At 63.8% G+C, this 22157-nt stretch carries 21 protein-coding genes; 10 read left to right on the top strand and 11 right to left on the bottom strand.

What is annotated here, in order from left to right; all coding sequences use genetic code 11:
* On the bottom strand, positions 1–1654 hold a 1654-nt coding region (locus AC1DVM_RS17155), incomplete at its 3' end, for a hypothetical protein (protein ID WP_477256283.1).
* A 367-nt stretch (positions 1655–2021) separates the two neighbouring features.
* Here AC1DVM_RS17155 and AC1DVM_RS17150 point away from each other — a divergent pair.
* The 4 genes from AC1DVM_RS17150 to AC1DVM_RS17135 all read left to right on the top strand — a co-directional run bounded on the left by AC1DVM_RS17150 (position 2022) and on the right by AC1DVM_RS17135 (position 9937).
* A complete protein-coding gene (locus tag AC1DVM_RS17150) occupies positions 2022–4307 on the top strand; it encodes a peptidase domain-containing ABC transporter (protein ID WP_477256281.1) in 2286 nt (761 codons plus the stop codon).
* 5 nt (positions 4308–4312) lie between these two features.
* Positions 4313–5704 carry an HlyD family type I secretion periplasmic adaptor subunit gene (locus tag AC1DVM_RS17145; RefSeq protein ID WP_477256279.1) on the top strand — a complete coding sequence of 464 codons (1392 nt, stop codon included), beginning with the start codon at positions 4313–4315 and terminating at the stop codon, positions 5702–5704.
* A gap of 28 nt (positions 5705–5732) precedes the next feature.
* A complete protein-coding gene (locus AC1DVM_RS17140; RefSeq protein ID WP_477256277.1) occupies positions 5733–7469 on the top strand; it encodes a tetratricopeptide repeat protein in 1737 nt (578 codons plus the stop codon).
* 476 nt (positions 7470–7945) lie between these two features.
* Positions 7946–9937 (top strand): PhoX family protein, encoded by a 1992-nt coding sequence (locus AC1DVM_RS17135; protein ID WP_477256275.1) that lies wholly within the window; start codon positions 7946–7948, stop codon positions 9935–9937.
* Positions 9938–10138: 201 nt separating this feature from the next.
* On the opposite strand, the gene AC1DVM_RS17130 is transcribed toward AC1DVM_RS17135, so the two are convergent.
* Together AC1DVM_RS17130 and AC1DVM_RS17125 are read right to left on the bottom strand one after the other, a co-directional pair.
* Positions 10139–10801: an RraA family protein gene (locus AC1DVM_RS17130; protein ID WP_477256273.1), complete on the bottom strand. Its 663-nt coding sequence runs from the start codon at positions 10799–10801 to the stop codon at positions 10139–10141.
* Positions 10802–10981: 180 nt separating this feature from the next.
* The gene (locus AC1DVM_RS17125; protein ID WP_477256271.1) at positions 10982–12403 is read right to left on the bottom strand and encodes an APC family permease; all 1422 of its coding nucleotides are present in this window, start codon (positions 12401–12403) and stop codon (positions 10982–10984) included.
* A 322-nt stretch (positions 12404–12725) separates the two neighbouring features.
* Here AC1DVM_RS17125 and AC1DVM_RS17120 point away from each other — a divergent pair, with 322 nt between their 5' ends.
* Complete coding sequence (locus AC1DVM_RS17120) at positions 12726–14063, top strand: TrkH family potassium uptake protein (protein ID WP_477256269.1); 1338 nt, start codon at positions 12726–12728, stop codon at positions 14061–14063.
* Positions 14064–14094: 31 nt separating this feature from the next.
* Positions 14095–14727 (top strand): potassium channel family protein, encoded by a 633-nt coding sequence (locus AC1DVM_RS17115; RefSeq protein WP_477256267.1) that lies wholly within the window; start codon positions 14095–14097, stop codon positions 14725–14727.
* Here AC1DVM_RS17115 and AC1DVM_RS17110 read toward each other — a convergent pair.
* The 4 genes from AC1DVM_RS17110 to AC1DVM_RS17095 all read right to left on the bottom strand — a co-directional run bounded on the left by AC1DVM_RS17110 (position 14698) and on the right by AC1DVM_RS17095 (position 16578).
* On the bottom strand, positions 14698–15006 hold the full coding sequence (locus AC1DVM_RS17110; RefSeq protein ID WP_477256265.1) for a hypothetical protein: 309 nt from the start codon (positions 15004–15006) through the stop codon (positions 14698–14700). The two genes, AC1DVM_RS17115 and AC1DVM_RS17110, sit on opposite strands and share 30 nt — an antisense overlap.
* A 158-nt stretch (positions 15007–15164) precedes the next feature.
* A complete protein-coding gene (locus AC1DVM_RS17105; protein ID WP_477256263.1) occupies positions 15165–15704 on the bottom strand; it encodes a hemerythrin domain-containing protein in 540 nt (179 codons plus the stop codon).
* 64 nt (positions 15705–15768) lie between these two features.
* Positions 15769–16251, bottom strand: coding sequence for a hypothetical protein (locus AC1DVM_RS17100; protein ID WP_477256261.1), 483 nt, complete (start codon positions 16249–16251; stop codon positions 15769–15771).
* Positions 16252–16299: 48 nt separating this feature from the next.
* Complete coding sequence (locus AC1DVM_RS17095) at positions 16300–16578, bottom strand: PepSY domain-containing protein (RefSeq protein ID WP_477256259.1); 279 nt, start codon at positions 16576–16578, stop codon at positions 16300–16302.
* A 130-nt stretch (positions 16579–16708) separates the two neighbouring features.
* Here AC1DVM_RS17095 and AC1DVM_RS17090 point away from each other — a divergent pair, with 130 nt between their 5' ends.
* The 3 genes from AC1DVM_RS17090 to AC1DVM_RS17080 are packed head-to-tail and all read left to right on the top strand — an operon-like array spanning position 16709 to position 19040.
* Positions 16709–17020: a PepSY domain-containing protein gene (locus AC1DVM_RS17090; protein ID WP_477256257.1), complete on the top strand. Its 312-nt coding sequence runs from the start codon at positions 16709–16711 to the stop codon at positions 17018–17020.
* Complete coding sequence (locus AC1DVM_RS17085) at positions 17020–17688, top strand: response regulator transcription factor (RefSeq protein WP_477256255.1); 669 nt, start codon at positions 17020–17022, stop codon at positions 17686–17688. Before AC1DVM_RS17090 ends, AC1DVM_RS17085 begins: the two co-directional genes overlap by 1 nt.
* Positions 17685–19040, top strand: coding sequence for a sensor histidine kinase (locus AC1DVM_RS17080; protein WP_477256253.1), 1356 nt, complete (start codon positions 17685–17687; stop codon positions 19038–19040). The genes AC1DVM_RS17085 and AC1DVM_RS17080 overlap by 4 nt, the downstream gene beginning before the upstream one ends.
* Positions 19041–19055: 15 nt before the next feature.
* Here the strand turns inward: AC1DVM_RS17080 and AC1DVM_RS17075 are convergent, their stop codons facing one another.
* Positions 19056–19643, bottom strand: coding sequence for a cytochrome b/b6 domain-containing protein (locus AC1DVM_RS17075; protein WP_477256251.1), 588 nt, complete (start codon positions 19641–19643; stop codon positions 19056–19058).
* Between the two features lie 4 nt (positions 19644–19647).
* Positions 19648–19923 (bottom strand): PepSY domain-containing protein, encoded by a 276-nt coding sequence (locus AC1DVM_RS17070; protein WP_477256249.1) that lies wholly within the window; start codon positions 19921–19923, stop codon positions 19648–19650.
* Between the two features lie 362 nt (positions 19924–20285).
* Between AC1DVM_RS17070 and AC1DVM_RS17065 the strand changes: the two genes are divergently transcribed.
* The gene (locus AC1DVM_RS17065; protein WP_477256247.1) at positions 20286–20501 is read left to right on the top strand and encodes a heavy-metal-associated domain-containing protein; all 216 of its coding nucleotides are present in this window, start codon (positions 20286–20288) and stop codon (positions 20499–20501) included.
* A 301-nt stretch (positions 20502–20802) separates the two neighbouring features.
* Here AC1DVM_RS17065 and AC1DVM_RS17060 read toward each other — a convergent pair whose 3' ends face one another.
* Both AC1DVM_RS17060 and AC1DVM_RS17055 read right to left on the bottom strand, forming a co-directional pair.
* The gene (locus AC1DVM_RS17060; protein ID WP_477256245.1) at positions 20803–21081 is read right to left on the bottom strand and encodes a hypothetical protein; all 279 of its coding nucleotides are present in this window, start codon (positions 21079–21081) and stop codon (positions 20803–20805) included.
* A gap of 133 nt (positions 21082–21214) precedes the next feature.
* Positions 21215–22157 (bottom strand): ABC transporter ATP-binding protein (locus AC1DVM_RS17055; protein WP_477256243.1); only part of this gene is annotated, 943 nt, incomplete at its 5' end.

The raw sequence follows: 22157 nt of genomic DNA, 5'->3' as shown, positions 1-22157 counted from the left end.
GGCCAGTGGCTCCCGTCGCGCCGCTCGGACCGGTGGCTCCAGATGGACCCGTCGCGCCGGTATCTCCGGTCGGGCCGGACGGACCGGTGGCTCCGCTCGGACCTGTGGCACCGGTCGGACCGGTGGCTCCAGATGGACCCGTGGCTCCGGTGTCWCCCGTTGCACCCGTATCCCCGGTCGGACCCGATGGGCCAGTGGCTCCCGTTGCACCCGTTGCGCCCGTTGGGCCAGTCGCTCCAGTATCTCCCGTTGGACCAGAGGGACCCGTGGCGCCCGTCGCACCCGTGTCACCCGTTGGGCCGGATGGACCCGTCGCTCCCGTTGCACCTGTCGAACCGGACGGGCCAGTGGCCCCGGTCGCGCCGGTGTCGCCCGTCGGACCCGACGGTCCGGTGGCTCCCGTTGCACCCGTATCACCCGTCGCTCCAGTGGCTCCCGTCGAACCGGACGGGCCGGTGGCTCCGGTGGCTCCAGTTGCACCTGTGCCACCCGTCGCGCCGGTCGCTCCCGTATCGCCAGTCGGACCAGTGGGTCCCGTGGCTCCCGTATCGCCGGTTGGGCCCGTGGCCCCCGTGTCGCCCGTCGGACCGGACGGTCCGGTAGCGCCCGTGGAGCCCGTATCGCCCGTAGCCCCCGTCGCGCCGGTCGCGCCGGTCGGACCAGAGGCCCCCGTCGCACCGGTGTCACCCGTCGCCCCGGAAGGCCCGGTCGCCCCGGTGGCGCCAGTTGCACCGGTGCCGCCCGTCGCGCCGGTCGCTCCCGTATCGCCAGTCGCACCAGTGGGTCCCGTGGCTCCCGTATCGCCGGTTGGGCCCGTGGCCCCCGTGTCGCCCGTCGGACCGGACGGTCCGGTAGCGCCCGTGGCGCCCGTGGCGCCCGTATCGCCAGTCGGACCCGTCGCTCCAGTATCGCCCGTCGGACCAGTAGCCCCTGTGGCTCCGGTGGCTCCCGTATCGCCAGTCGGACCGGTGGCTCCCGTGGCCCCCGTATCGCCCGTAGCTCCAGTGGCGCCCGCATCGCCCGTCGGACCCGATGGTCCGGTCGCGCCCGTGGCTCCCGTATCGCCGGTCGGACCAGTGGCCCCTGTAGCTCCCGTTGCCCCCGTATCGCCCGTCGGACCAGAGGCCCCAGTCGCGCCCGTCGCCCCGGAAGGCCCGGTCGCTCCCGTCGCCCCGGTCCCGCCCGTCGCACCTGTGCCGCCCGTCGCTCCCGTAGCGCCAGTCGGTCCCGTCGCGCCGGTCGCACCCTGTTGGGCCAACACCGTCGGACCCACCGCGACATTCAACAACAAATCGGATTGGCTCGAATTGGGCGTGCCGCCGTCGGCACTGCCCTCGATGTCGACGCTTCCCGATCCGACGACAACGCCATTGACTTCAATCGTCGCCGTCAGGCCGTTGTCGTTTGAATTGCCGTTTGTGCCAGATTCGTTGCCGGCTCTCACAAAGATGAAATCGTACGATCCTTCCGCCATAAGCGTCGTGAAGGTAAAGTTAGGAGTGGCGTTGTTTACCGCCGGTGGCCCGATATTGTCGTCTGCTTGGGTGGAACCGAGCAACTTGTAGGTCCCGGATCCGGCCGGCCTGTAGTAAATATAGACGGGCTCGAGGTCCTGCAGGGCCACACCGGAAATTGTGACGAGACCAAAGGCCATGGCAAAGTCCTTTCGGCTCTCCCCCCAGTAGGGAAAGCAAGGCGGGGCGCCCCATCGCGCCCGGCCGCCGGCACGGCGGTTTTCTGGCCCGAAAAGAGCGAATACTTGCTCCCAGCTTGATCATCTCGCGGACGTTCCGCCATATGCCATATGTTATACCTCCACCGGGCTACTCCCCTTCCGCGCCCTAGTACTCCTCCGAGATATAACTTCGGTAATATGGCCCCTTGCGCCTGTCTCGGTCATAAAGTTTGCTGAATACACAAAATCTACTTCGGGTGTTTTAAGATTTTAGACCTGAGGCGGAATATCAAAGGCGAGGTGAGCCCTGTGGCTCGTGAACGATCGCCTGAGTAAAGGCTGACACATGAGTGCAGAGCTGGCCCTGTCGACCGCGAGCGGCCTCCCGGCGGCCTTGGGGCTGGAATCCTTCGGCAAGGCGCGCCCGCGGCCGAACCCCACCCCTGAAGCGTCCCGGTCCCGACGGGATGCAGCCATGGCGGTTGCCCGTTATCATGGATTCGAACTGGATCCCGGGGACCTGCATGTGGCGCAGGGTGAGATTCCCGGCCCCGCCGCCCTCGTCGAGTGGCTATCCAATTCGGGGCTCTGGGCCAAAGCCGCACGCCTGCGGTGGCGCCAACTCCTTCGCCTGGAGACGGACGCACCCCTCGTGCTTTTGTTCAATGACGGAAGTGCCGGCCTTGTCGTCGGACGCGACATGCAACATCAAGCGGTACTTCTCAAGGACCCTTGCCAGCCAGCAGGCAGCCCGGTCGCCGTCGACGAATTGCGCCTGAGCCAGATCTGGAACGGCGAGGTTCTGCTGGTGCGCCGCGCCCGCGGCGGCGCGCTGGAAGATGAGCCGTTTTCGTTCGGCTGGCTGACGCGGCTCGTCCTGCGCGAGCGGCGTAACCTGCGCGAGGTTATCGTCGGATCGCTGGCTCTCAGTGTCCTGCAGATCCTGCCGCCCTTTCTGGTGATGGTTGCCATTGACCAGGTGCTCACGCACCAAAGCATGTCCACGCTCGCACTCATCGCCATGATCCTGGCACTGACGGCAGGCTACGAGACCTTGCTCGGCTATGCGCGACGCGAGATCGTGGAGGTGATGTCCGCGCGGCTGGACGCGCGCCTCAACCTGCATGTGTTCCGGCGATTGCTCGCGCTGCCGATCGACTTCTTCGAGCGCACGCCGACCGGCGAGACGACACACCGGGTGTCCCAGATCTTCAAGATCCGCGACTTCCTCACCGGGAAACTGGTCGCAACCTTCCTCGATATCTTTACCCTGGTTGTCCTTCTGCCCTTCCTGTTCTGGATGAGCGCGACACTGGCGTGGATGGTGCTGGCGGCCTCCGTGCTGGTCACGTTGATCATCATGGCGTTCCTGCCGGCGATCCGTCGCGTCTGGAGCAAGCTGGTGGCGGCGGAAACCGAGAAATGGGCCGTGCTGGTGGAGACCGTGCACGGCATCCGGACGATCAAATCCCTCGCGGTGGAGAAAGCCCGCAATCAGGAATGGGAGGAGCGCGTCGCAGAGGCGGGCTTTGCGCGTCTCGAATCGGGGCGGATTTCAAACTGGGCTCAAACCCTGACGACACCGATCGAGCGCTTCATCGATCGCGGTGTCCTTCTGGTCGGCGCCTATGTGGTGCTGACCATGCCGAGCGGAGCGAGCGGCATCTCGACCGGAGCTTTGATCGCCTTCATGCTTCTCGGAACACGCGTGGCGAGCCCGCTCCTGAGCCTTGCCAAGCTGATCCAGGATTTTGAGGACGTGCGCTCGTCGGTGGCGCAGGTGGCGGGCGTGCTCAACAATCCCGTCGAGACGGCCGCCATGCGCCGAGGCTTGCGTCCGCGGTTCGAGGGCTCCATCCGGTTTGATGCCGTGACGTTCGTTTATCCCGGCACCAAGACACCCGCGTTGGACAAAGTCGGGTTCGAGGTGCCGGCAGGAACCATGCTGGGCGTCGTCGGGCGCAGCGGCTCGGGCAAATCCACCGTCACCCGGCTCCTGCAGGGAATCAATCGGGAGTACAGCGGCTCCGTCAAGATCGACGGCGCCGATCTGCGCGAGATCAATCTCACGCATCTGCGCCGCAGCCTCGGCGTGGTGCTGCAGGACAACTTTCTGTTTCGCGGCACGGTGCGCGACAACATTATCGCAGGGCGTCCGGGGCTGACGCTCGATGACGTGGTGCGGACGGCTCGCCTCGCGGGGGCCGAGGAGTTCATCGAGCGACTGCCATTCGGGTATGAGACTTATATCGAGGAGGGCTCGGCCAATCTCTCGGGCGGACAACGGCAGCGGCTTGCGATTGCCCGCGCGCTCATCACAGACCCCCGCATTCTCATCCTGGACGAAGCGACGAGCGCGCTCGACCCGGAGAGCGAAGCGCTGGTGAACGCCAATCTCATCCGCATCGGCAAGGGCCGCACGATGATCATCGTTTCTCACCGACTCTCGTCGTTGGTGAACTGCGACCAGATCCTCGTGATGGACAGAGGACAGGCCATCGATATCGGGCTGCATTCCGAACTGCTCGAGCGCTGCTCGATCTATCGTCAGCTCTGGTCGCAGCAGAACCGGCACGTCGATCCCGCGAGTGCGCGGCAGCCGATGCTGAAAACCATTCTGTCGAGGGAGTGACCGACGTGGCAAGCAACGCTCTGGTCACCCGCAACGCGCTCGAGGTTCGTTCGGGGCGCGACCTGATACCCTCGATCCTTCTGGAATTCCAATCACCGACTGCTGCCCTGTTGAACGCGCCCGTCAAGCCGATGGCGCGCAGCATGCTGTGGGTGGTGGTGGCGCTTGTCGCCTCCTGCGTGGCAGCAGCGGCGCTCATTCCCGTCGACATGGTGGTGACGGCGCCCGGTCGGGTCGTATCGCTCCAGCCGACCGTCGTGGTTCAGCCGCTCGAAACGGCGATCGTGCGGGCGATCGAAGTTCGAGAGGGGCAAAATGTGCGCGCCGGCGACATTCTCGCACGGCTTGATCCTACCTTCTCGGCCGCCGACGTGGATGCGCTGCAAAACCAGACACGCAGCTTTCAGGCTGAAGTGGACCGGCTTGTCGCGGAAGCCGCCGGCCTGCCCTATCGCCCCTCGACCGCCAACGCTCCCGCCGCTGTGCAACTCGCAATCTATGGACAAAGGCAGGCGCAGTATCGCTCGCACATGGAAAGCTACGCACAGAAGATCAGCGGCTTGCAGGCACAGCAATCGCGTGCCGAAGGTGACGTCAAGGCTTATACGGAACGGCTCGGAATCGCCACGGAGCTGGAATCCAAACGCAAGGAATTGGAGCGTCTGCAAGTTGGAAGCCAGATGAACCGCCTTGTCGCCCAGGACCAGCGCATCGAAATGGCGCGCAACCTGACCGATGCGACCGGAACGGCTGAACGTTCTCGCCGCGACCTGCAGCAAATGTTGGCGGAGAGAGAAAGTTTTCAACTGCAGTGGAAAACGCAGATCAACCAGGAGCTGGCCGAACGCACCCGCAGCCTCAGCGACGCCAAAGAGAGCCTGCGCAAAGCGACCCTGCGCAATCAACTGGTCGAACTGCGCAGCGAGCACGATGCGGTGGTTCTAAGCGTTGCAAAGATATCCGTTGGTTCGGTCATGCAATCGGGCGACCAGTTCATCACGCTGGTGCCGACGAACTCGCCGCTTGAGATCGAAACCCATATCGCCGGTGCGGACGCAGGCTTTGTGCATCAGAACGAGAAGGTCGTCATCAAGTTCGACACGTTCCCGCATGCCCGCTACGGCGTCGCCGAGGGCACGGTARGGACGGTCAGCCCGGATAGCTTCACCGGCGGCGACGACATGCGCAGTGGCGACTCCGGGGGCCGGTCGGCCGCGACCTATTACAAAGCCCGCATCCGCGTCGACGCCATCAAAATGCGCGAGGTTCCTGGCGGCTTCCAGCTCAAACCCGGCATGCCCGTCACGGCGGATATCAATGTCGGACAGCGTACCGTGCTGACGTACCTGTTCGCCCGCGTGCTGACGGTGGGCTCCGAAGGAATGCGCGAACCCTGATGACTTCGCGCAGTTTGAGAGCAACCCCATGAGTTTCCTCGATCGCCTAGCCTCTCCATTTTCAACGCGAGCCCGGCTTCGCGTCGGTCTCGCGCTGATCGAGCGCGAAGAGGGTGCGGAAGGCTTTCGGCACCTGGCTCGGGCGGCCCGGCGAGAATGCCTGGAGGCGCAGTATCGGGTCGGTCGCTGCTATCTGGAGGGTCGAGGCGCGCCTCCAAGCCGGACCGAGGCGATGCGGTGGCTGGAGCGGGCGGCGGTGCGGGGCCATTCGCATGCCCAGTTTCTGATGGCCGCTATCCACCTGCACAAGGATGATCAGGCAGCCGAGACTTACAGCGACGTTCACGGCCCGCTTTCGGATCAGGGGCCTGCAGAGCCGGACTATGAGGCCGCGCTGGCCTGGGCAAAGCGGGCGGCGGAAAGCGGTGAGCCGGAGGGTCAGGCGCTCCTGGGCTATATTCTGACCGCTGGTCCGGAAGACCTGCGAGACAACACGCAAGCGGAGCACTGGTACCGCCGCTCGGCAGCGGCGGGCTGCGCGCAGGGCTCGCTCGGGCTTGGTCTGGCGCTTCTGAGCGCAACACATCGCGAAGCGGCGCAGCTCAAGGCGGCGGCAAGTCATATCGACCGGGCCGCGGCGGCGGGATTGCCGACCGCCACATACCTGCTTGGGGTGATGACGGAGTTTGGGATCGGCACCCCGTCAGACCTGCAAGCAGCTGCCGAGCTTTATCGGCGATCCGCGGAGGCGGGAGTTCGCGCCGGACAAATGCGTTGGGGCGTCGCTCTGCTCGAAGGACGTGGGGTCGAGCGGAACCTCTTTGAGGCTGAATCCTGGCTGCGACGGGCTGCCAATGCCGGCGACGCGGAGGCGGCCGCCCTCCTCGGCTATCTATGCGCGCAGGGCGGAGAGATCCCGCCCAACTACGCCGAGGCAGCGATTTGGCTGCAGCAAGCCGCGGACCAAGGGCATGCGGCGGCCTCGCACATGCTCGGCCAGCTCTATTTCGTCGGAGCCGGGGTCGGGCGCGATCAGGAGGCGGCGGCCTACTGGCTCCGCAAGGCGGCCGAACAGGGCGATCAACCCTCCCAGGCGGATCTGGCCAATCTGGTGTTGGCAGAGGGCGGCAGGCCGGAGGACCGGGTCAAAACTCGCAACTGGTTCGAGGAGGCTGCCGCGACGGGCGACCTGGTGGCGGCGTTCAACGTCGGAGTGTGTCTCGCCGAAGGCGTCGGCGTCGAGCGGGATGATGCCATGGCGGCTCGTTGGTTTCGCCGGGCCGCCGCCCAGGTACCTGGGGCGAAGTATTGGTACGGCCGTATGCTGGTTGAAGGCCGGGGCGTCGAGGCCGCGCCCGAAGCAGGTCGACGGTGGCTCGCGGAGGCTGCGGAGCAAGGCATCGTCGATGCTCAGGTGATGCTTGCCGAGATGATGATCAATGGCCGGGGCGGGCCGCGCGATCCGGCGGGCGCTTTGGAATTCTTCGCAAAAGCGGCGGAAGCCGGGCATTCCGGAGCGATGTTTGCGCTCGGGGCTCTCCATGATGGCGGCCATGGGGTTCCGGAAAACCGCTCCCTTGCCCGACGCTGGTTTCAGGAGGCAGCCGAGCGGGGGCACCCCCATGCGCAACTGATGCTCGGTCGATATCTCGCAAGCGGCCTCGGCGGATCGACGGATCTCGACAGAGCGCATCGACTCTTGAAGGCGGCTCACGCGGCGGGGCTGGCCGAAGCAAATTTGGACGTCGCACGTCTCTCCACTTGATCGGGAACGAGGCGCGCCCGGCTACCTTTCGTCCGGCCCCGGCCTGACACTTGGCTTCGCGGAGTGGGGCTCAGCACCTCAAGGCCATCAACAGAAATCCGACACCGATCTTGCGGCGAGTTCACGCAAGCCTGCACCCGGGGAATGAACCGGCTGGTCGCCAATACGGGAACCGACCGGCGGAGTGGCAGGCAGGCTCGCAGCTGCGAGCGCAGGATCGCCGGCTGCCATGCACGCGATGATTGAGAAGTTTACCGGCCGTGCAGGGCAGAAGACGATACGCCCGCGCGTGAAATACCTTCCAGGAAGGCCGTAACCTGTGTTTCATGCCACGATATCCTAGGACGAGTTCCGGCCCTCGGTGACTCGAACGCTCAACGCCTCTTCAGAGACCGGCATCCGCTCAATGTCATCCCGGCGTCATCAGCGATCCCTATTCATGGGAGGAATTTTTTGATCCTCAGTTGGGTAGCGCAATGAACCAGCCAGTCTCGCAGCATGTTCGCTTCAAAACCAGTCAGTTGGAGGAGGCCGACGGGCCGCCTCGCAACCCGAGTGACAATTCCACGATGGGCGAGATCATCGGTGCTCGTTTCTCCCGCCGCGGATTCCTGCAAGGGACTCTAGCCGTCTCAGCCATCACGGCAATGGTGAGCCCCGCGGCGCTTCTCAGCGCCGACGCCGCTAGAGCTGGAACTGCGTCCGCCTTTCAATTCAAGGAAGTGGAAGCTGGTGTCGACGCCCATCATCATGTCGCGGAAGGCTACGATGCGGACGTGCTGTTGCGCTGGGGCGACCGACTCTTTCCCGACGCGCCGGAATTCGACCCTTTGATGCAGAGCGCGGCAGCGCAGGTAAAGCAGTTCGGCTACAATAACGACTATGTCGGTTTTATCGCGCTCGATGGATCGTCCACCCGAGGCCTTCTCGTCGTGAACCATGAATATACCAATCCCCACCTGATGTTTCCAGGTATTGTGTCGGTTGCCGACGGAAAGGCAAAGCAGGCGCCACTGACCAAGGAGCAAGTCGATATCGAAATGGCGGCGCACGGCGGCACCATCGTCGAGATCGAGAAAGTGAATGGCAAGTGGCGCATCGTGCTCGACGGTCGCTTCAACAGGCGGATCACCGCCGATACTGAGATGGTGCTGACCGGCCCAGCCGCCGGCCACGAGCGTCTGCAAACGAAGGCCGATCCGAGCGGACGCAAGGTATTTGGCACATTGAACAACTGCGCAGGCGGCGTGACGCCGTGGAATACTTACATCATGGCTGAGGAGAACATCCATGGCTATTTCGACGGAAAATTGCCTGAGGGACATCGAGAAGGCGCAAACTACAAGCGATTTGGAATACCCGAAGGCTCCTATGAATGGGCGCGTTTCTACGACCGCTTCGACATAGGCAAAGAGCCGAACGAACCGAACCGCTTTGGCTGGGTCGTCGAGATCGACGCAATGGATCCCCACGCGGTGCCCAAGAAACGCACTGCGCTCGGCCGCACGAAACACGAAGGCGCGGAATCCATCATTTCGAAGGACGGCCGTGTGGTCTTTTATCTCGGTGACGATGAGCGCTTCGACTATGTCTACAAATTTGTCACCGCCGGCAAATTCGACCCGACCAATCGCTCGGCCAATATGGATCTGCTTGACGAAGGCACGCTGTACGTCGCGAAGTTTGCGGAGGACGGCAGCTTGTCCTGGCTTCCGGTGGAGTTCGGTGCCGGACCGCTGACCGCTACCAATGGATTTGCCAGCCAGGCAGACGTGCTCATCGAAACGCGCCGCGCCGCGGATCTGCTCGGCGCGACCAAGATGGACCGCCCGGAGGACGTTCAGCCGAACGCCCATAATGGCAAGGTTTATGTTCTGCTCACCAACAACACCAAGCGGGGCGATGAGCAGGTCGATGCCGCCAACCCGCGCGCCAAGAATGCCTTCGGTCACATCATCGAGATCGCAGAAGCCGATGGCGACTTCGCGGCTACCACTGGCAAGTGGGAAGTCCTGCTGAAATGCGGTGACCCGTCTGTCGCCGCGATGGGCGCGACCTTCTCGACCGAAACGACGAAGAATGGCTGGTTCGGCATGCCGGACAATTGTGCCATCGATTCCGTTGGCCGCCTCTGGGTTTCCACCGACGGCAACAACAATAGGGCAACCGGTCGCACGGACGGCCTTTGGGCCGTGGACACTGAAGGTGCTGCACGCTCCACATCGAAGTTGTTCTACCGCGTGCCGGTCGGTGCCGAGCTTTGCGGTCCACTCTTTACGCCAGATGATGAGACCGCCTTCGTCGCCGTCCAACACCCCGCCGATGGCGGCGAGGATTGGAACGGCCATGGTCGCCCGTCATACTACGAAGACCTTTCCACCCGCTGGCCCGATTTCCGACCCGACATGCCAACGCGTCCTTCAGTCGTGGCGATCACGAAGACGGGCGGCGGAAAAATCGGTGCTTGAATGAAGTGAGCCACGACTGGCTCGCACTTGTCCTGCGCCCGGCGAACGGTGACGAACGAAACGGTTGGCTCGGATGTCTCGCGAGCCATCCTATTTCCAATTCGGGCCCGTCGAGATTTCCGTTAGACAAAACGCGAAAGCACAACAAACTGCGATCGGGCCCGACGGTGGCCCGATCTGCGTGCCACCCGCCGGCGGACGCTAGGCTTCAAGAATGCCAAACACCTTGAGCATCGACTCGCCCGCCGAAAGCCGCCTCTCCCATTCCTGTTCGAGTGCCAGCTTCTCCCGGGCTTTGACCAGCCAGTCCTCCGCTTCTTCGCGAGGGATCACGATCAGCCCGTCATCGTCGCCCAGCACGAGATCATGAGGCCTGACCGGCACCCCGCCGCAGACGACGTTGACGTTGACGGCGCCACGCTCGATCGAGACCGGCCCGCGGGCGGTCCGTCCGAGAGCGAAGACCGGGAAGTCCGCCCACGCCGCCAGCGCGGCGACGTCGCGTACCGCGCCGTTCGCGATGAGACCGGCAAGGCCCTTGCGGCGGGCAACGCCGCACAAGTGTTCGCCCACGACCGCTGACTGGAGATTAGCGCCTGCGTCGATCACCACGACATCCCCAGCCTTGGCGTGCTCGATCACGTGGACGGCGGCACCGATGTCCCCGGGCTCACACCAGGCGGTCGCGGCCATGCCCAACAGCCGGGCGCTGCCGAGCGGGCGCAACGGCCGGATGTCGGGGTCCATCAACAGGCGACCGCCGGAGACGTCCGACGCGATCGTCGTCGGGATTTCAGCCCAGCCTTGAACGATCCCATCTTCCAGCGGCAGCGGCTCCGGTGGCCGCAATACTCGTGTGGTCATTTCCTGCTCCTGTTCCTGACAAAGCATCCTCGCGGGCAGTGAGCGCTTCCTGTTGATGCTACTCAGGGTCGAACCTGGAGTGGCGATCGGCAGCAGCCTGAACCTGGAGGGCCAGGTTACCACCGCATGCCGACGCGCATGTCGAAATCGTAATGACCCTGCCACCGCACGATGGCGCTGTCAGTTTACCGGGCGGGAGTGTCTGATTGGCGGGAGTTCGTCTCCGGACGGAGTCAATCCCTGCGACCGCATCACCATCACGGTGATGAACCAGAGCACGACTCCGATGGCCAGCAGAATGCCGGCAATCGCGTATTGTAAGGAGGGGCGACCAGTCCAGGGCCCGACGAGGAAGGCGCAGGAGACTGCGCCGAGGACCGGCAGGATCGTCGGAGACCTGAAGTGTTCGTGCTCAACCGTGTTTCTCCGCAACACAAGAACCGAGACGTTCACAATGGTGAATACACCAAGAAGGAGCAGCGCGGTCGTGCCGCCGAGCGCCGGCACGGCGCCAACGAAGGTGATGAGGCCGAAGGCCATGAGCGAGGTGAACGCAATTGCGATGTAAGGCGTGCGCCGGCCACGATGCACCCGGCCGAGGCTGGGTGGCAGCACTCCCTCGCGACTCATGCCGTAGACGAGGCGGCTGGCCATCAGCATGTTGATCAATGCTGAATTTGCCACCGCAAACATCGTGATGACCCCAAAGATGCCGAGCGGGAAGCCGGGCGCGCCGGCTGAGACCACCTTCAGGAGCGGCGTCTMGCCCTCACCCAGTTCGGCTGCTGGCACCAAGGTAATGGCCGAGATCGAGACGAGAACATAGATGAGGCCAGTGACGAGAAGACCGGTGAGGAGCACCTTAGGGAAAATCTTTGAGGGGTTCTTGCACTCCTCTGCCATATTCACCGAATCCTCGAACCCGACCATCGCGAAGAAGGCCAGCGTCGTCGCCGCGATGACCGACCAGAACATGCCGCGGTCGCCAGCCGGCTCAAAGGTGAGGACACGGGAGACGTCGCCCTGCCCGGCGCCAATGGCCCAGAAGCCGATCACGATGATGATGAGGAGGCCCGTGAGTTCGATGCAGGTCAGGACCACGTTCGCTTTCACGCTCTCACCGACGCCGCGAAAGTTGACGATAGCGACAAGTGCCATGAAGAGGAGGCCCGTCAGCGTGATGCCAAAGCTTTCAAGCCCGAGGCCGAAGCCGGACGAGAAATTGGCCGCGAATGCCCTTGAGGCGGTCGAGGCGGAGGTGATGCCCGAGCACATCACCGCGAAGGCCACGAGGAAGGTGACGAAATGAATGCCGAAGGCCTTGTGGGTGTACAAAGCGGCGCCTGCGGCCTTGGGATACTTGGTGACGAGCTCAAGGTAGCTGAAGGCGGTAATCAACGCGACGACGAAGGCCACGACAAAGGGCAGCCACACGACACCGCCGACCTGTTTTGCCACCTGACCGGTGAGCGCATAGATGCCGGTGCCCAGAATGTCGCCCACGATGAAGAGAAGCAGAAGACCTGAGCCCATCACCCGGTGAAGACTGAGCTCGACTTCCGCCTTGCCGGATGCGCCACTGTCCGTTGCCAGATCGCTCATCGGACCAATCCTTCCGACGAAGGATCAATTGCTCAGGCAGCCAAAGCGCACCAGCAAACCCGGTGTTCCCTGACGCCGTCACTCCCACCAGGGTGGGAACGAGCGTGCCTGTCGATCCGAAGGGAATGTATCACAAACGGAGCGAGACCACAGCAAACAAGACGTGACGAGGCCTGTGGATCCCACGGTCGCCGTGCGTCAGGCATCCTTTAGGCGAGCGCGAGAGAGTCTCATCCCAGAGAATGGGTGTTCCCGCTCCAAAGTTCTGGCACTTTGAAGTGCGACCAGCTTCCTGGTTCGGCAACTTTCAGGAGAGGTATGCTTGGCGCTGCGTCATCCGATCCAGCATCCAGCTCGGCTGGTACCGCTGGCCTTTTTGGTCGCCATTACTGTGGGCACAGTCCTGCTGTTGATGCCGATCGCCCGGGCAGGACCGGGCGGAGCTCCGCTGCTGATCGCCCTGTTCACCGCTACTTCGGCCATTTGCGTCACCGGGCTCGCGGTCGTGGACATCCCCACCTACTGGTCGGGATTCGGGCAGGCTGTCATCTTGGCGCTGTTCCAGGTTGGCGGCTTCGGGATCATGAGCGGCGCCACGCTACTTGCACTCCTCGTGACCCGCCGCCTGGGGCTTTCTACCCGCCTTATCGCCCAGGCGGAAACCCGCAGCGTCGCGCTGGGGGACGTCGTCGCGGTGCTGCGCCTCGTCCTCGTCGTTACGATTGGCGTCGAGACGCTCCTCGCAGCCATCCTGATCCCGTACCTTCGGTTCGCCTATCATGAGCCCTGGGGACAGGCGATCTGGCATGGCGTGTTCCACGCCGTGTCGGCCTTCAACAACGCGGGGCTGTCGACCTATCCGGACAGCTTGGTGCGTTTTGCAGCCGACCCGTTGATTCTCGTGCCGATCATGGTGGCCGTAATCCTCGGCGGCCTTGGAATTCCCGTCCTATACGAACTCCGGCAGAAGCCGAACCAGCCGGCTCGCTGGTCGGTTCACACCAAGCTTACGCTTCTCGGAACAGCCATCCTGCTGTTTGGAGGCTTTGTTGTCGTTCTGGCTTTCGAGTGGAAAAACCCAACCACCCTTGGACCGCACGCCCCAGCCAGCAAGTTGCTCGGGTCGATGTTCTACTCCGCCATGACCCGGTCCGGTGGCTTCAACGCCTTCGATACGGGACAGATGCGGCCGGAAACGCTCGCTGCCAGCTACGCACTCATGATGATCGGCGGAGGCAGCGCCGGAACCGCCGGCGGCATCAGGGTGACGACCTTCCTTCTGCTCGGGTTCGTCGTCCTGGCCGAAGTTCGCGGGGAGTCCGATACCACCGTGTTCCGACGGCGCATTCCCGCTGAAGTCCAGCGCCAGGCCCTGACCATCGTCCTGCTGGCCGTCGGGTCCGTCGCCGCAGGGACGCTGATCCTCCTGAGCGTAACCGACTTCGCACTCGACGATATCCTTTTCGAGACAATTTCGGCCTTTGCCACGGTCGGTCTCACAACTGGGATAACGCGGGATCTGCCGCCCGTCGGACAATTTGTCGTGACCGTGCTGATGTACATGGGGCGCGTGGGAACAACTACCCTGGCCACGGCGCTTGCTCTGAGGAGCAAGCAGCGCCCTTACCGCTACCCGGAGGAGCGTCCAATTGTCGGCTAATCCCAGATCCACTCGCAGTGATAGCGTCGTCGTGATCGGCCTCGGCCGATTTGGAAGTGCCGTGGCCAATTCGCTGGTCCGTCTGGGTCACGACGTACTCGGCATCGACGAAAGCCCGGACATCGTCCAGCAATGGTCGGATCGGCTTACCCACGTGGTCCAAGCTGATTCCAGCAACAGCGACACTCTCCGCCGCCTCGGCGTGCACGAGTTCGGACGCGCGGTCGTGGGGATAGGCACGGATATCGAGGCGAGCGTCCTGAGCGTGCTGGCCTTATGTGACCTCGGTGTCCCGGACATTTGGGCAAAGGCACTTAGCGAAAAGCACGGACGCATCCTCGAGAGGACTGGCGCTCACCATGTGGTCTATCCCGAGGCTGCAATGGGCGAGCGCGTCGCCCATTTGGTCACCGGGAAGATGATTGACTTCATCGAGTTCGACGACGGTTTTGCCATCGTGAAAACGAAAGCGCCCCATGAGGCGACGGGTAGGACGTTGGCAGAATCCGTACTGCGGAGCAAATACGGCGTGACGGTGGTGGGGGTGAAGCGCCCAAGAACAGATTTCACCTATGCGCGGCCGGAGACCGTGGTCGAAGCCGGCGACCTTCTCATCGTGTCGGGGCCGACCAAGCTAGTGGAACAGTTCGCCGCCCTGACCTGACGGGTACACCAGCCCGACCACGAGGCCAAAGTCTTTCGCTGTATCCCGAGTGGCGGATGCCAGCGCCAGGTACCATCCTCCGACCTTCTGGTCCTCGGGTTCCGTGACGGTGTCAGTCAACGGCACTGGACATTTGGCTCGTATCACGGGACCCAGAGATGCCTCAGCAATGGGTCGCGACACAGCGAATACGGTGGCATGAACCTTGAGGTGATCGTCGACCTGCTCACGACGGATGCGGTCGCCGTCAAGCCACACGCGCCCGTCGAGATCACGCATCGGGGTGGCTTGCATGACCTTCAGGGGCGGGTTCGGTTGGTGGAGCCGTCCGCTAGAGGCTGTCCGCGCAAGCTCTTTCGCTCGGGGATGTGCCGCTCCCGGAGGCGATCGCCGCAGATCTTGCAGCCGGACCTCGGACACAGTGAGGTACCCATCCCTCAGTGGAGATACTTCGCCTTCAGCGCCTGAAGCGTGTGGTGAAGCTCTTCATGACGTCCATGCCCGATTACCGCGTCTTCGTGCTTCTCGAATGCGGCATGAAGGGAAGCCAGTTCACCTTCGCCAAGGACCTGCTCGGCCGTGGGAAACAGCACCTCGTTCTCCTTTTCGATGTGGGCCCTGAGGTGGTGCGAATAGGCCTTCGCGGCCGCGGAGAATTGTTCGGGCTGGAGCGCCGGGCTGCTGGCGGCCTCCATCGCCTTGATGAGGCTCCGGCCCTGTTCATGCTCGGACAGCAGCGTGCGAACAGACGCCGCCCGCTCGGATGCCCCGGCCTTCGCCAAAGCCGGGAACAGCATCCCCTCCTCCTTGCCGTGGTGACATTTGTCCACGAACTCCTTCAGGAAGCTGATGAATGCCGCAAGATCACCGGTTGCGGCGGTGCCTTGCCTTGCCGCCACTTCGACGCTGTCGAGAATGTCCAAGGCCGAGAGGATGGCATCATGTTCGTGCCTCAGATCGTCGATTGCCTGGCTCATGATTTTCTCCTCCGGGTACGACGGATGCGACCGTAACGGTGGCCGCCGGAGAGGGATCTCATCATTAATCCCCCAAGTGCTTCCACTCCGGATGATCGAAGTAGTCGCCATAGGCCTTCAGGGCCTGCACGACGGCCACGGCGCCTTGTTCCTGGCCGCTCGAACCCTTCATGACATTGATGCCGTCGAGAACCTGGGTCAACGCCACATGKAGCTGAAGGTCGGCCTCCTCGGGCAGTCGGCAGTTCGCCACCACGTCGTCGACCTGCTCCTGGATCTTGTCGCCGAGCGCGGAGAATTCCGCCGCACTGTACCGGCCCGCGTGGATCAGCGGCAGGGAGGCGTCGAGCGCCGCTCGGATTCGGCTCATCCCCCGTCGCAGGGCCTCGTCCGTCTGCCACTTCTGCCCGTGGTCGAGCCGCAGCTCCAGGGCGGGCGCGCCATGCCCATCGTGTCCGTGCGGGGTGGCAGCGAGCGCAGCCCCGGACAGCCCCGCCGACAGACCTAGCGCGACCAAAGCGCCGGCGAATGATTTGTTCATGGACATGATCAGTTCTCCCGTTTCGTCGTGATATTGGATGCTCTGCGCTTCCGGTCAGCGAAGCTGCGCGCGGACGAGTTCGCCCGTGGCGCGGGCATAGACGACCTTGATCGGGAAGCCGCTGTCGTTCACCGCCCGGATCTCGTAGCAGYCGTGCTCTGCCGTGATCCGGTCCACGCGGTACGCGAGGTCCTCAAGCCCCTTGCTCACCTCGCTTGCGGCGACGATCCCGCCATCCGGGCTGCGCGTGCAGCGGCTGTCCGAGCCATCGGCCAATGCCGGAACTGCGAGGCCTGTCGCGAGAAAGGCTGACGCCATAATGATCGTGCGCATGTCGGTCTCCTGTTGTCCCGATTCGAACGGGCGTTCGGATCGATGAGGACCACATTAGCGACGGACGGCTTTCGTCCTCCTGTTGATCCATGTCAGCGAATTGTCAGGTGCGCGCAGGCACTCTCGCCGCATGAACAAGACCCGCCGCGACATGATCGTCCTCGGCCTCGCCGCGGCCCTGCTGCCGTCCGCCGGCTTGGCGGACCGCGAGCATGATTACGACCAGGCCCGCCGCGCCGTAGAACGGGGCGAGGCCGTTGCCCTGGTTGAAATCCTGGCGCGGGTGCGCGCCGATCTCGGCGGCGAGATTGTCGGCGTGTCGTTCGAGCGCAAGCGCGACCGCTGGGTCTATGAGTTCAAGGTAATCGATCCCGGCGGGCGGCTGTGGGAGGTCTATGTCGATGCTGCCACAGCGGCGATCCTGAAGCGGGAGGGCCACTGATGCGCATTCTTCTGGTCGAGGACGATCCCCGCATCACCCGCAAGGTTGCGGCTGTTCTGAAAGATGCGGGCTACGCCGTCGATCATGTCGCCGACGGCGAGGACGCCTGGTTCCGGGGCGACACGGAGGACTACGATCTCGCCGTGCTCGACCTTGGGCTGCCGAAGATGGATGGCCTTGCCGTACTCCGAAAGTGGCGCGCGACCGGACGCGACCTGCCGGTCCTGATCCTCACCGCGCGCGGTGCCTGGGCGGAGCGCGTGGAGGGCATCGATGCCGGCGCCGACGACTACCTCGCCAAGCCTTTCGCGATGGAGGAACTGCTGGCCCGCGTGCGGGCGCTCCTGCGCCGGGCTGCCGGGCGTGCCGCGCCCGTCTTCGTCTCCGGCCCGGTCGTGCTCGACACCCGCCAGATGCGGGTCAGGGTAGATGACATGCCCCTCAATCTGTCGCCGCTCGAATACCGCTGCCTGAGCTACCTCATGCACCATGCCGGCCGGGTGATCCCTCCGACGGAATTGATGGAGCATCTCTACGCGCACGACCACGACCGCGACCCGAATGCGCTCGAAGTGCTCGTCGGCCGCTTGCGCCGGAAGCTCGGCGTCGACCTGATCGAGACCCGCCGAGGCTTCGGCTATCTCGTGCCGGAGCCTGCGCCGACATGAGGGAAGGCTCGCTCAGGCTGCGTCTTCTGGCTGCCGGTGCGGCTTCCATTAGCCTCGCCCTGATTATCGCTGGATTTGGCCTGCTGCTCCTGTTCGAGCGGCATGTAGAGCGTCGCCTGGCGGCCGAACTCGGCTCGAATCTCAACCAACTCGTGAGCGGCCTTGCCCGGACGGAGGGCGGCCCCCTTGAGGTCAATACTCCTCCGGCTGAGCCGAGGTTCCTCCAGCCCCTGAGCGGGCTCTATTGGCAGATCGCGGAGCCGAATGGAGTTGTGCTGCGCTCCCGTTCGCTCTGGGATGCGACGCTGGACTTGCCGGTCGATACCCTCGCCGATTTTGAGGTCCACCAGCACACGATCCCCGGACCTGGCGGCGCAACGTTGCTGGCCGTCGAGCGCCAGATTGCCCTGCCGTCGAGCCTCGGCGGGGGAGCCGTCCGCGCCACGGTGGCGCTGGACCGTGCGGAGGTCCATTCCGCGGGCCGTGCCTTCGCCTCCGATCTCGTTCCGTCTCTCGCCCTCCTGGCCATTGTCTTGATTGCTGCGGCGTGGGTTCAGGTTGGCGTCGGCCTGCGCCCGCTCGACGCCGTGCGTCGTCGGCTCGCGCAAGTCCGTTCGGGCGCAACAGGGCGGTTGGGAACGGACTTTCCCGACGAGGTCCGGCCGCTTGCTTCCGAGGTCGACCACCTGCTCGACGCGCAGGAAAAAGCCATCGCCCGGGCAAGGGCACGGGCCGCTGATCTGGCGCACGGGCTGAAGACGCCGCTGACGGTCCTGAGCGCCGATGCGGAGGAGCTCCGGGCGCGGGGCGACACGCGCCTTGCCGACGAGATCGGAACCCTCGCGGCCGCCATGCGCCGCCACGTCGAACGCGAGCTTGTACGAGCACGGGCGGGTGCCGGCGCGCGCTCCGGGCCGGTCCAACCGATTCGTCCAATCGTCGATCAGGTGATCGGCGTACTCCGGCGGACGCCACAGGGCCAGGAGTTGTCGTGGGAGATAGATGCTCCGGACGACGTTGGGGTGCGGATGGATGCGCAGGACCTGACGGAGATTCTCGGCAACCTGGCCGAGAACGCGGCGGYCTGGGCCGCCCGCGCAGTAAAGATCGAAGGCCGGCGCGAAGGCCATGCCGTGGCGCTCCGGGTCGAGGACGACGGTCCGGGGGTGTCGGAGGAGTTGATCGGCACCGTGCTTGCCCGCGGCGGGCGGYTGGACCAGACCCGCCCCGGCACAGGGCTGGGGCTTGCCATCGTCGGCGATCTCGTCGAAGCCTACGGCGGGTCGCTCGTCCTGGGGCGGTCATCGCTCGGCGGCCTTCGCGCGGAAGTACGGCTACCGGGCCCGGCGTAGTCAAAGGGAGCGGCCTCACGGAGCCCGCTTGCGGCCCGTGATCATCGCCTTCACGAGGTTCTCCCCGTGCGCAAGACCGGAGAAGACGACTCCCGAGACGTGCAGGACAATGAGCCCGATAGTCGTGTAGACGAGCCCGACGTGGAGGTCCTCGATCCACTCGGAGCCCCAGAACGTATCGGTGGTCATGGCGAACCCGGTCGCCGCGATGCCGCCGATCATGACGAGGAGGGCCACAACCATCGCCCCGCCTGCGGGATTATGCCCGAGATACCGCGGCGCCTTCCATCGAGCGGCCTGGCGCAGGTACGTGGCGGTCTCTCGTGGGGAGCGGACGAAGTCGCTGAACCGAGCGTGCCGGGAGCCGACGAAGCCCCACACGATCCGCAGGGCCACGAGAGCTGCGACGGCATAGCCCACGCGGATGTGCAGCCACTCGATCTCGTCCCCGGTCGCGAAGGCGACAGCGAACAGGCCAACGAGGCTCCAGTGGGCAACACGGACGAACGGGTCCCAGACAGTGACGATCTTGGTCTGGGGTGATGAGGCGGCCGCCGCCGGCATTGCGCCGGCGGCTTCGACCGCGGTTTTGTTCGCGATCATGGCGTCACTCCTTGGCGATGATCTCGCCCGAGGTGGGATCGACGAACAGCTCCGTGCGGGCATTGTTCGGGTCGAGCGCGTAGATCTCGCCGCAGGCCTTCGCGATCTTGGCCTTCTGGACCTTGTAGCCCTGGGCTTCGGCCTTGGCCTTGAGGGCGTCAAGCGGGAGCCACTGGCTCTGGGGCGCCGTCGTGCAGGGCCGCCCGAGGCTGCTCGCCTGGGCAGTGGACACAGCGCCCACGGTAGCAAGGGCAGCGGTGATCATGATGAGGGTACGCATTCGTTGTCTCCTGTCTTTCCGCGCCTCGTCGGCGCTGGATCGCCATGGAGAATGGTGCATGACCCCTCACCTCAGGCTGTTGGTGCCTGTCAGCCTCCTGTCAGTCTCAACGAGATTGTCGACGACCGACCGTATGAACACGAAGGCCAGCTCGGGGTCAGACTCTCGCGACTGATGGTGCCCACCATTGCCCGTAGCGGACCGCCCCACACGTTCTCCCCTTTCGCACAGGCTTTGCAAACGAGGGCTTGACCTTGCCACCGTTGGAAGCCTCAGCGTTCAAATCATCACCATCGCGAAAGGAGCGACAACACATGTGCGGATGCTCAACCGACCAATCCGAGAATACCGGAAAGACGGCAATGCCAACGAACGACAGCCTGACCCTTCGGGTCGACGACATGACCTGCGGGCATTGCGCCGGTACGATCAAGCAGGCGGTCGAGACCGCCATCCCGGGAACGCATGTTGATGCGGACCCTGCCACGAAGCTGGTGTCGGTTCAGGGCACCGCCGATCTGTCCGCGGTGAAGACTATCGTCACCGAGGCCGGATACACACCCTCGGTGGCTGTCTGAATCCCTCCACGCAAGACGGTCCGGATGGTCACACGGCCCTCTGGACCGGATTGTCGAAGCATTCCTTTCATGACGCATATGCGCATCCGACGGCGGAGTTCACCTTTGAGACTGACGGCCTCATCATTGCTGTTCTGCCTGCGGTCACCGCGGGGATCTTCCTGATTTCCACGCCGCATGCTGCGTTCGGCGAGCGGCTGACATCGGCAGAAATGTCTCTTGATCATGTCCTTGGGCATTTTACGATCCAGGACGCGCGATTCCGAAGACCTGATGAACCTCGTTCGTCACGAGCTAGGGTTCAAAGACCCAGGACCTTTTCCCGAAGAAAAACCCCTGTCTCTCTGTCTATTCCCGGGCCGTCAACACCGAGACGCCGATCGAGGAGGTGGTGAAGCGGTTCTTTCCTCGGTGCACGGGTCTCGAAGGCGATCTCAAGAAGCTCTTTGCGGCCTATGTGGAGGCCGCAGGCCATGATGGACCCTCGCTGGCGGCGGGATTCGCTAGTCGCGGCAGCGATCGACCCTGCGTATACGGCGATCTGAAACTGCTCGATCTCGCGTGTGAGGCGCTCCAGCACGAGCCCATGGTTGATGATGTCTATTGTCTGTTGAACGCAGGTGTGTGGGTAAGACCGAGTGTTTCCGCAGAGGACGGCCGTAAATGTTGGGCTAGGGTACCTCACGTCAGGTTGGAAGTGTGATCCAGCGCACTTACCTCATTGTCTCTTCCAGTAATGCGAACCTCACCCGGACGGTGCTGAGCGTGCGGTAGAAGGCGATGAGATCGTTCCAGGGCCGGGCGATGCGGGCCAATCCGCCAAGCGCAGCGACAACCGTTCCCACATCGGTATCTCCCTTGATCACCAGCCAGCCTCCCAGAACCAGAGTCCCCACATTTCCTAACGCAGTGAAGACATTGATGACCGATTTCAAGGACAGCTTCAGGATGTGAATTCTCCTACGCGCCTCGTACACGCCATCGAATGCCTCGTGAACGGTATCTTCCGGCCAGTTTCGTTCGGTATCGACCGCACGATCGCCCCCTGCCCGCAGCAGTTCCAGGCGGGTGCGCACCTGCTTGTTGATGGGCTTCTGAATTGCGACGATAAAGAAGATCTGCGGAGCGACGACCGCAAGGATGAAGAGCCCCAGCATCGGTTCGGAACCCCCAATATACAGCAGGACGCTGCAAAGTGTGCCGATCTGCACCAGGGGAGCGGCAAACGCCTCGCCAACGAAGTGACCGACGCCATCGGCTTCGGCCGTCAGCATGCTCACCAGAGTGCCCGAAGCGAGCTTTGGAGGGTCATCACTCCGGCGGTCCTCAGCATACGCTGCAAAAATACGTTTGCGAATACGAAGCACGATGGCTTCGCCCAGCATGGCGCTCCTGTATTTCAGGAGGCTCTTAATGACGATCGTCATGAGTAACGTCGCCGCATACTGCGCACCAAGCACAAACAGCATATGCATCGAGATCCCGTACGTGAGCCCGTTGACAAGTTCCTTTTGAAAGTGGAGGGGCGCCGCCGCGAGCACCGAGACAACGACGGACAATCCGATGAGGACGATTTGGGATCGGCCTGAGATGTTCCAAATCCGCCTGTAGAATCCCTCGGTCGCGACGTTCGCACGATTTGGATCGTCCCAGGGC

This window comes from Microvirga sp. P4_A5, assembly GCF_056402495.1.
Note: the sequence above shows the minus strand (reverse complement) of the source record. Positions and strands in the feature narration are given on the sequence as shown.

What these genes read in the sequence shown, in the direction of transcription:
- AC1DVM_RS17065 (WP_477256247.1), top strand. Translation starts at nt 20,286, where the DNA reads ATGCCAACGAACGACAGCCTGACCCTTCGGGTCGACGACATGACCTGC.
- AC1DVM_RS17090 (WP_477256257.1), top strand. Translation starts at nt 16,709, where the DNA reads ATGAACAAGACCCGCCGCGACATGATCGTCCTCGGCCTCGCCGCGGCC.
- AC1DVM_RS17110 (WP_477256265.1), bottom strand. Translation starts at nt 15,006, where the DNA reads ATGCGTGATCTCGACGGGCGCGTGTGGCTTGACGGCGACCGCATCCGT.
- AC1DVM_RS17105 (WP_477256263.1), bottom strand. Translation starts at nt 15,704, where the DNA reads ATGAGCCAGGCAATCGACGATCTGAGGCACGAACATGATGCCATCCTC.
- AC1DVM_RS17140 (WP_477256277.1), top strand. Translation starts at nt 5,733, where the DNA reads ATGAGTTTCCTCGATCGCCTAGCCTCTCCATTTTCAACGCGAGCCCGG.
- AC1DVM_RS17070 (WP_477256249.1), bottom strand. Translation starts at nt 19,923, where the DNA reads ATGCGTACCCTCATCATGATCACCGCTGCCCTTGCTACCGTGGGCGCT.
- AC1DVM_RS17085 (WP_477256255.1), top strand. Translation starts at nt 17,020, where the DNA reads ATGCGCATTCTTCTGGTCGAGGACGATCCCCGCATCACCCGCAAGGTT.
- AC1DVM_RS17150 (WP_477256281.1), top strand. Translation starts at nt 2,022, where the DNA reads ATGAGTGCAGAGCTGGCCCTGTCGACCGCGAGCGGCCTCCCGGCGGCC.
- AC1DVM_RS17075 (WP_477256251.1), bottom strand. Translation starts at nt 19,643, where the DNA reads ATGATCGCGAACAAAACCGCGGTCGAAGCCGCCGGCGCAATGCCGGCG.
- AC1DVM_RS17130 (WP_477256273.1), bottom strand. Translation starts at nt 10,801, where the DNA reads ATGACCACACGAGTATTGCGGCCACCGGAGCCGCTGCCGCTGGAAGAT.
- AC1DVM_RS17135 (WP_477256275.1), top strand. Translation starts at nt 7,946, where the DNA reads ATGAACCAGCCAGTCTCGCAGCATGTTCGCTTCAAAACCAGTCAGTTG.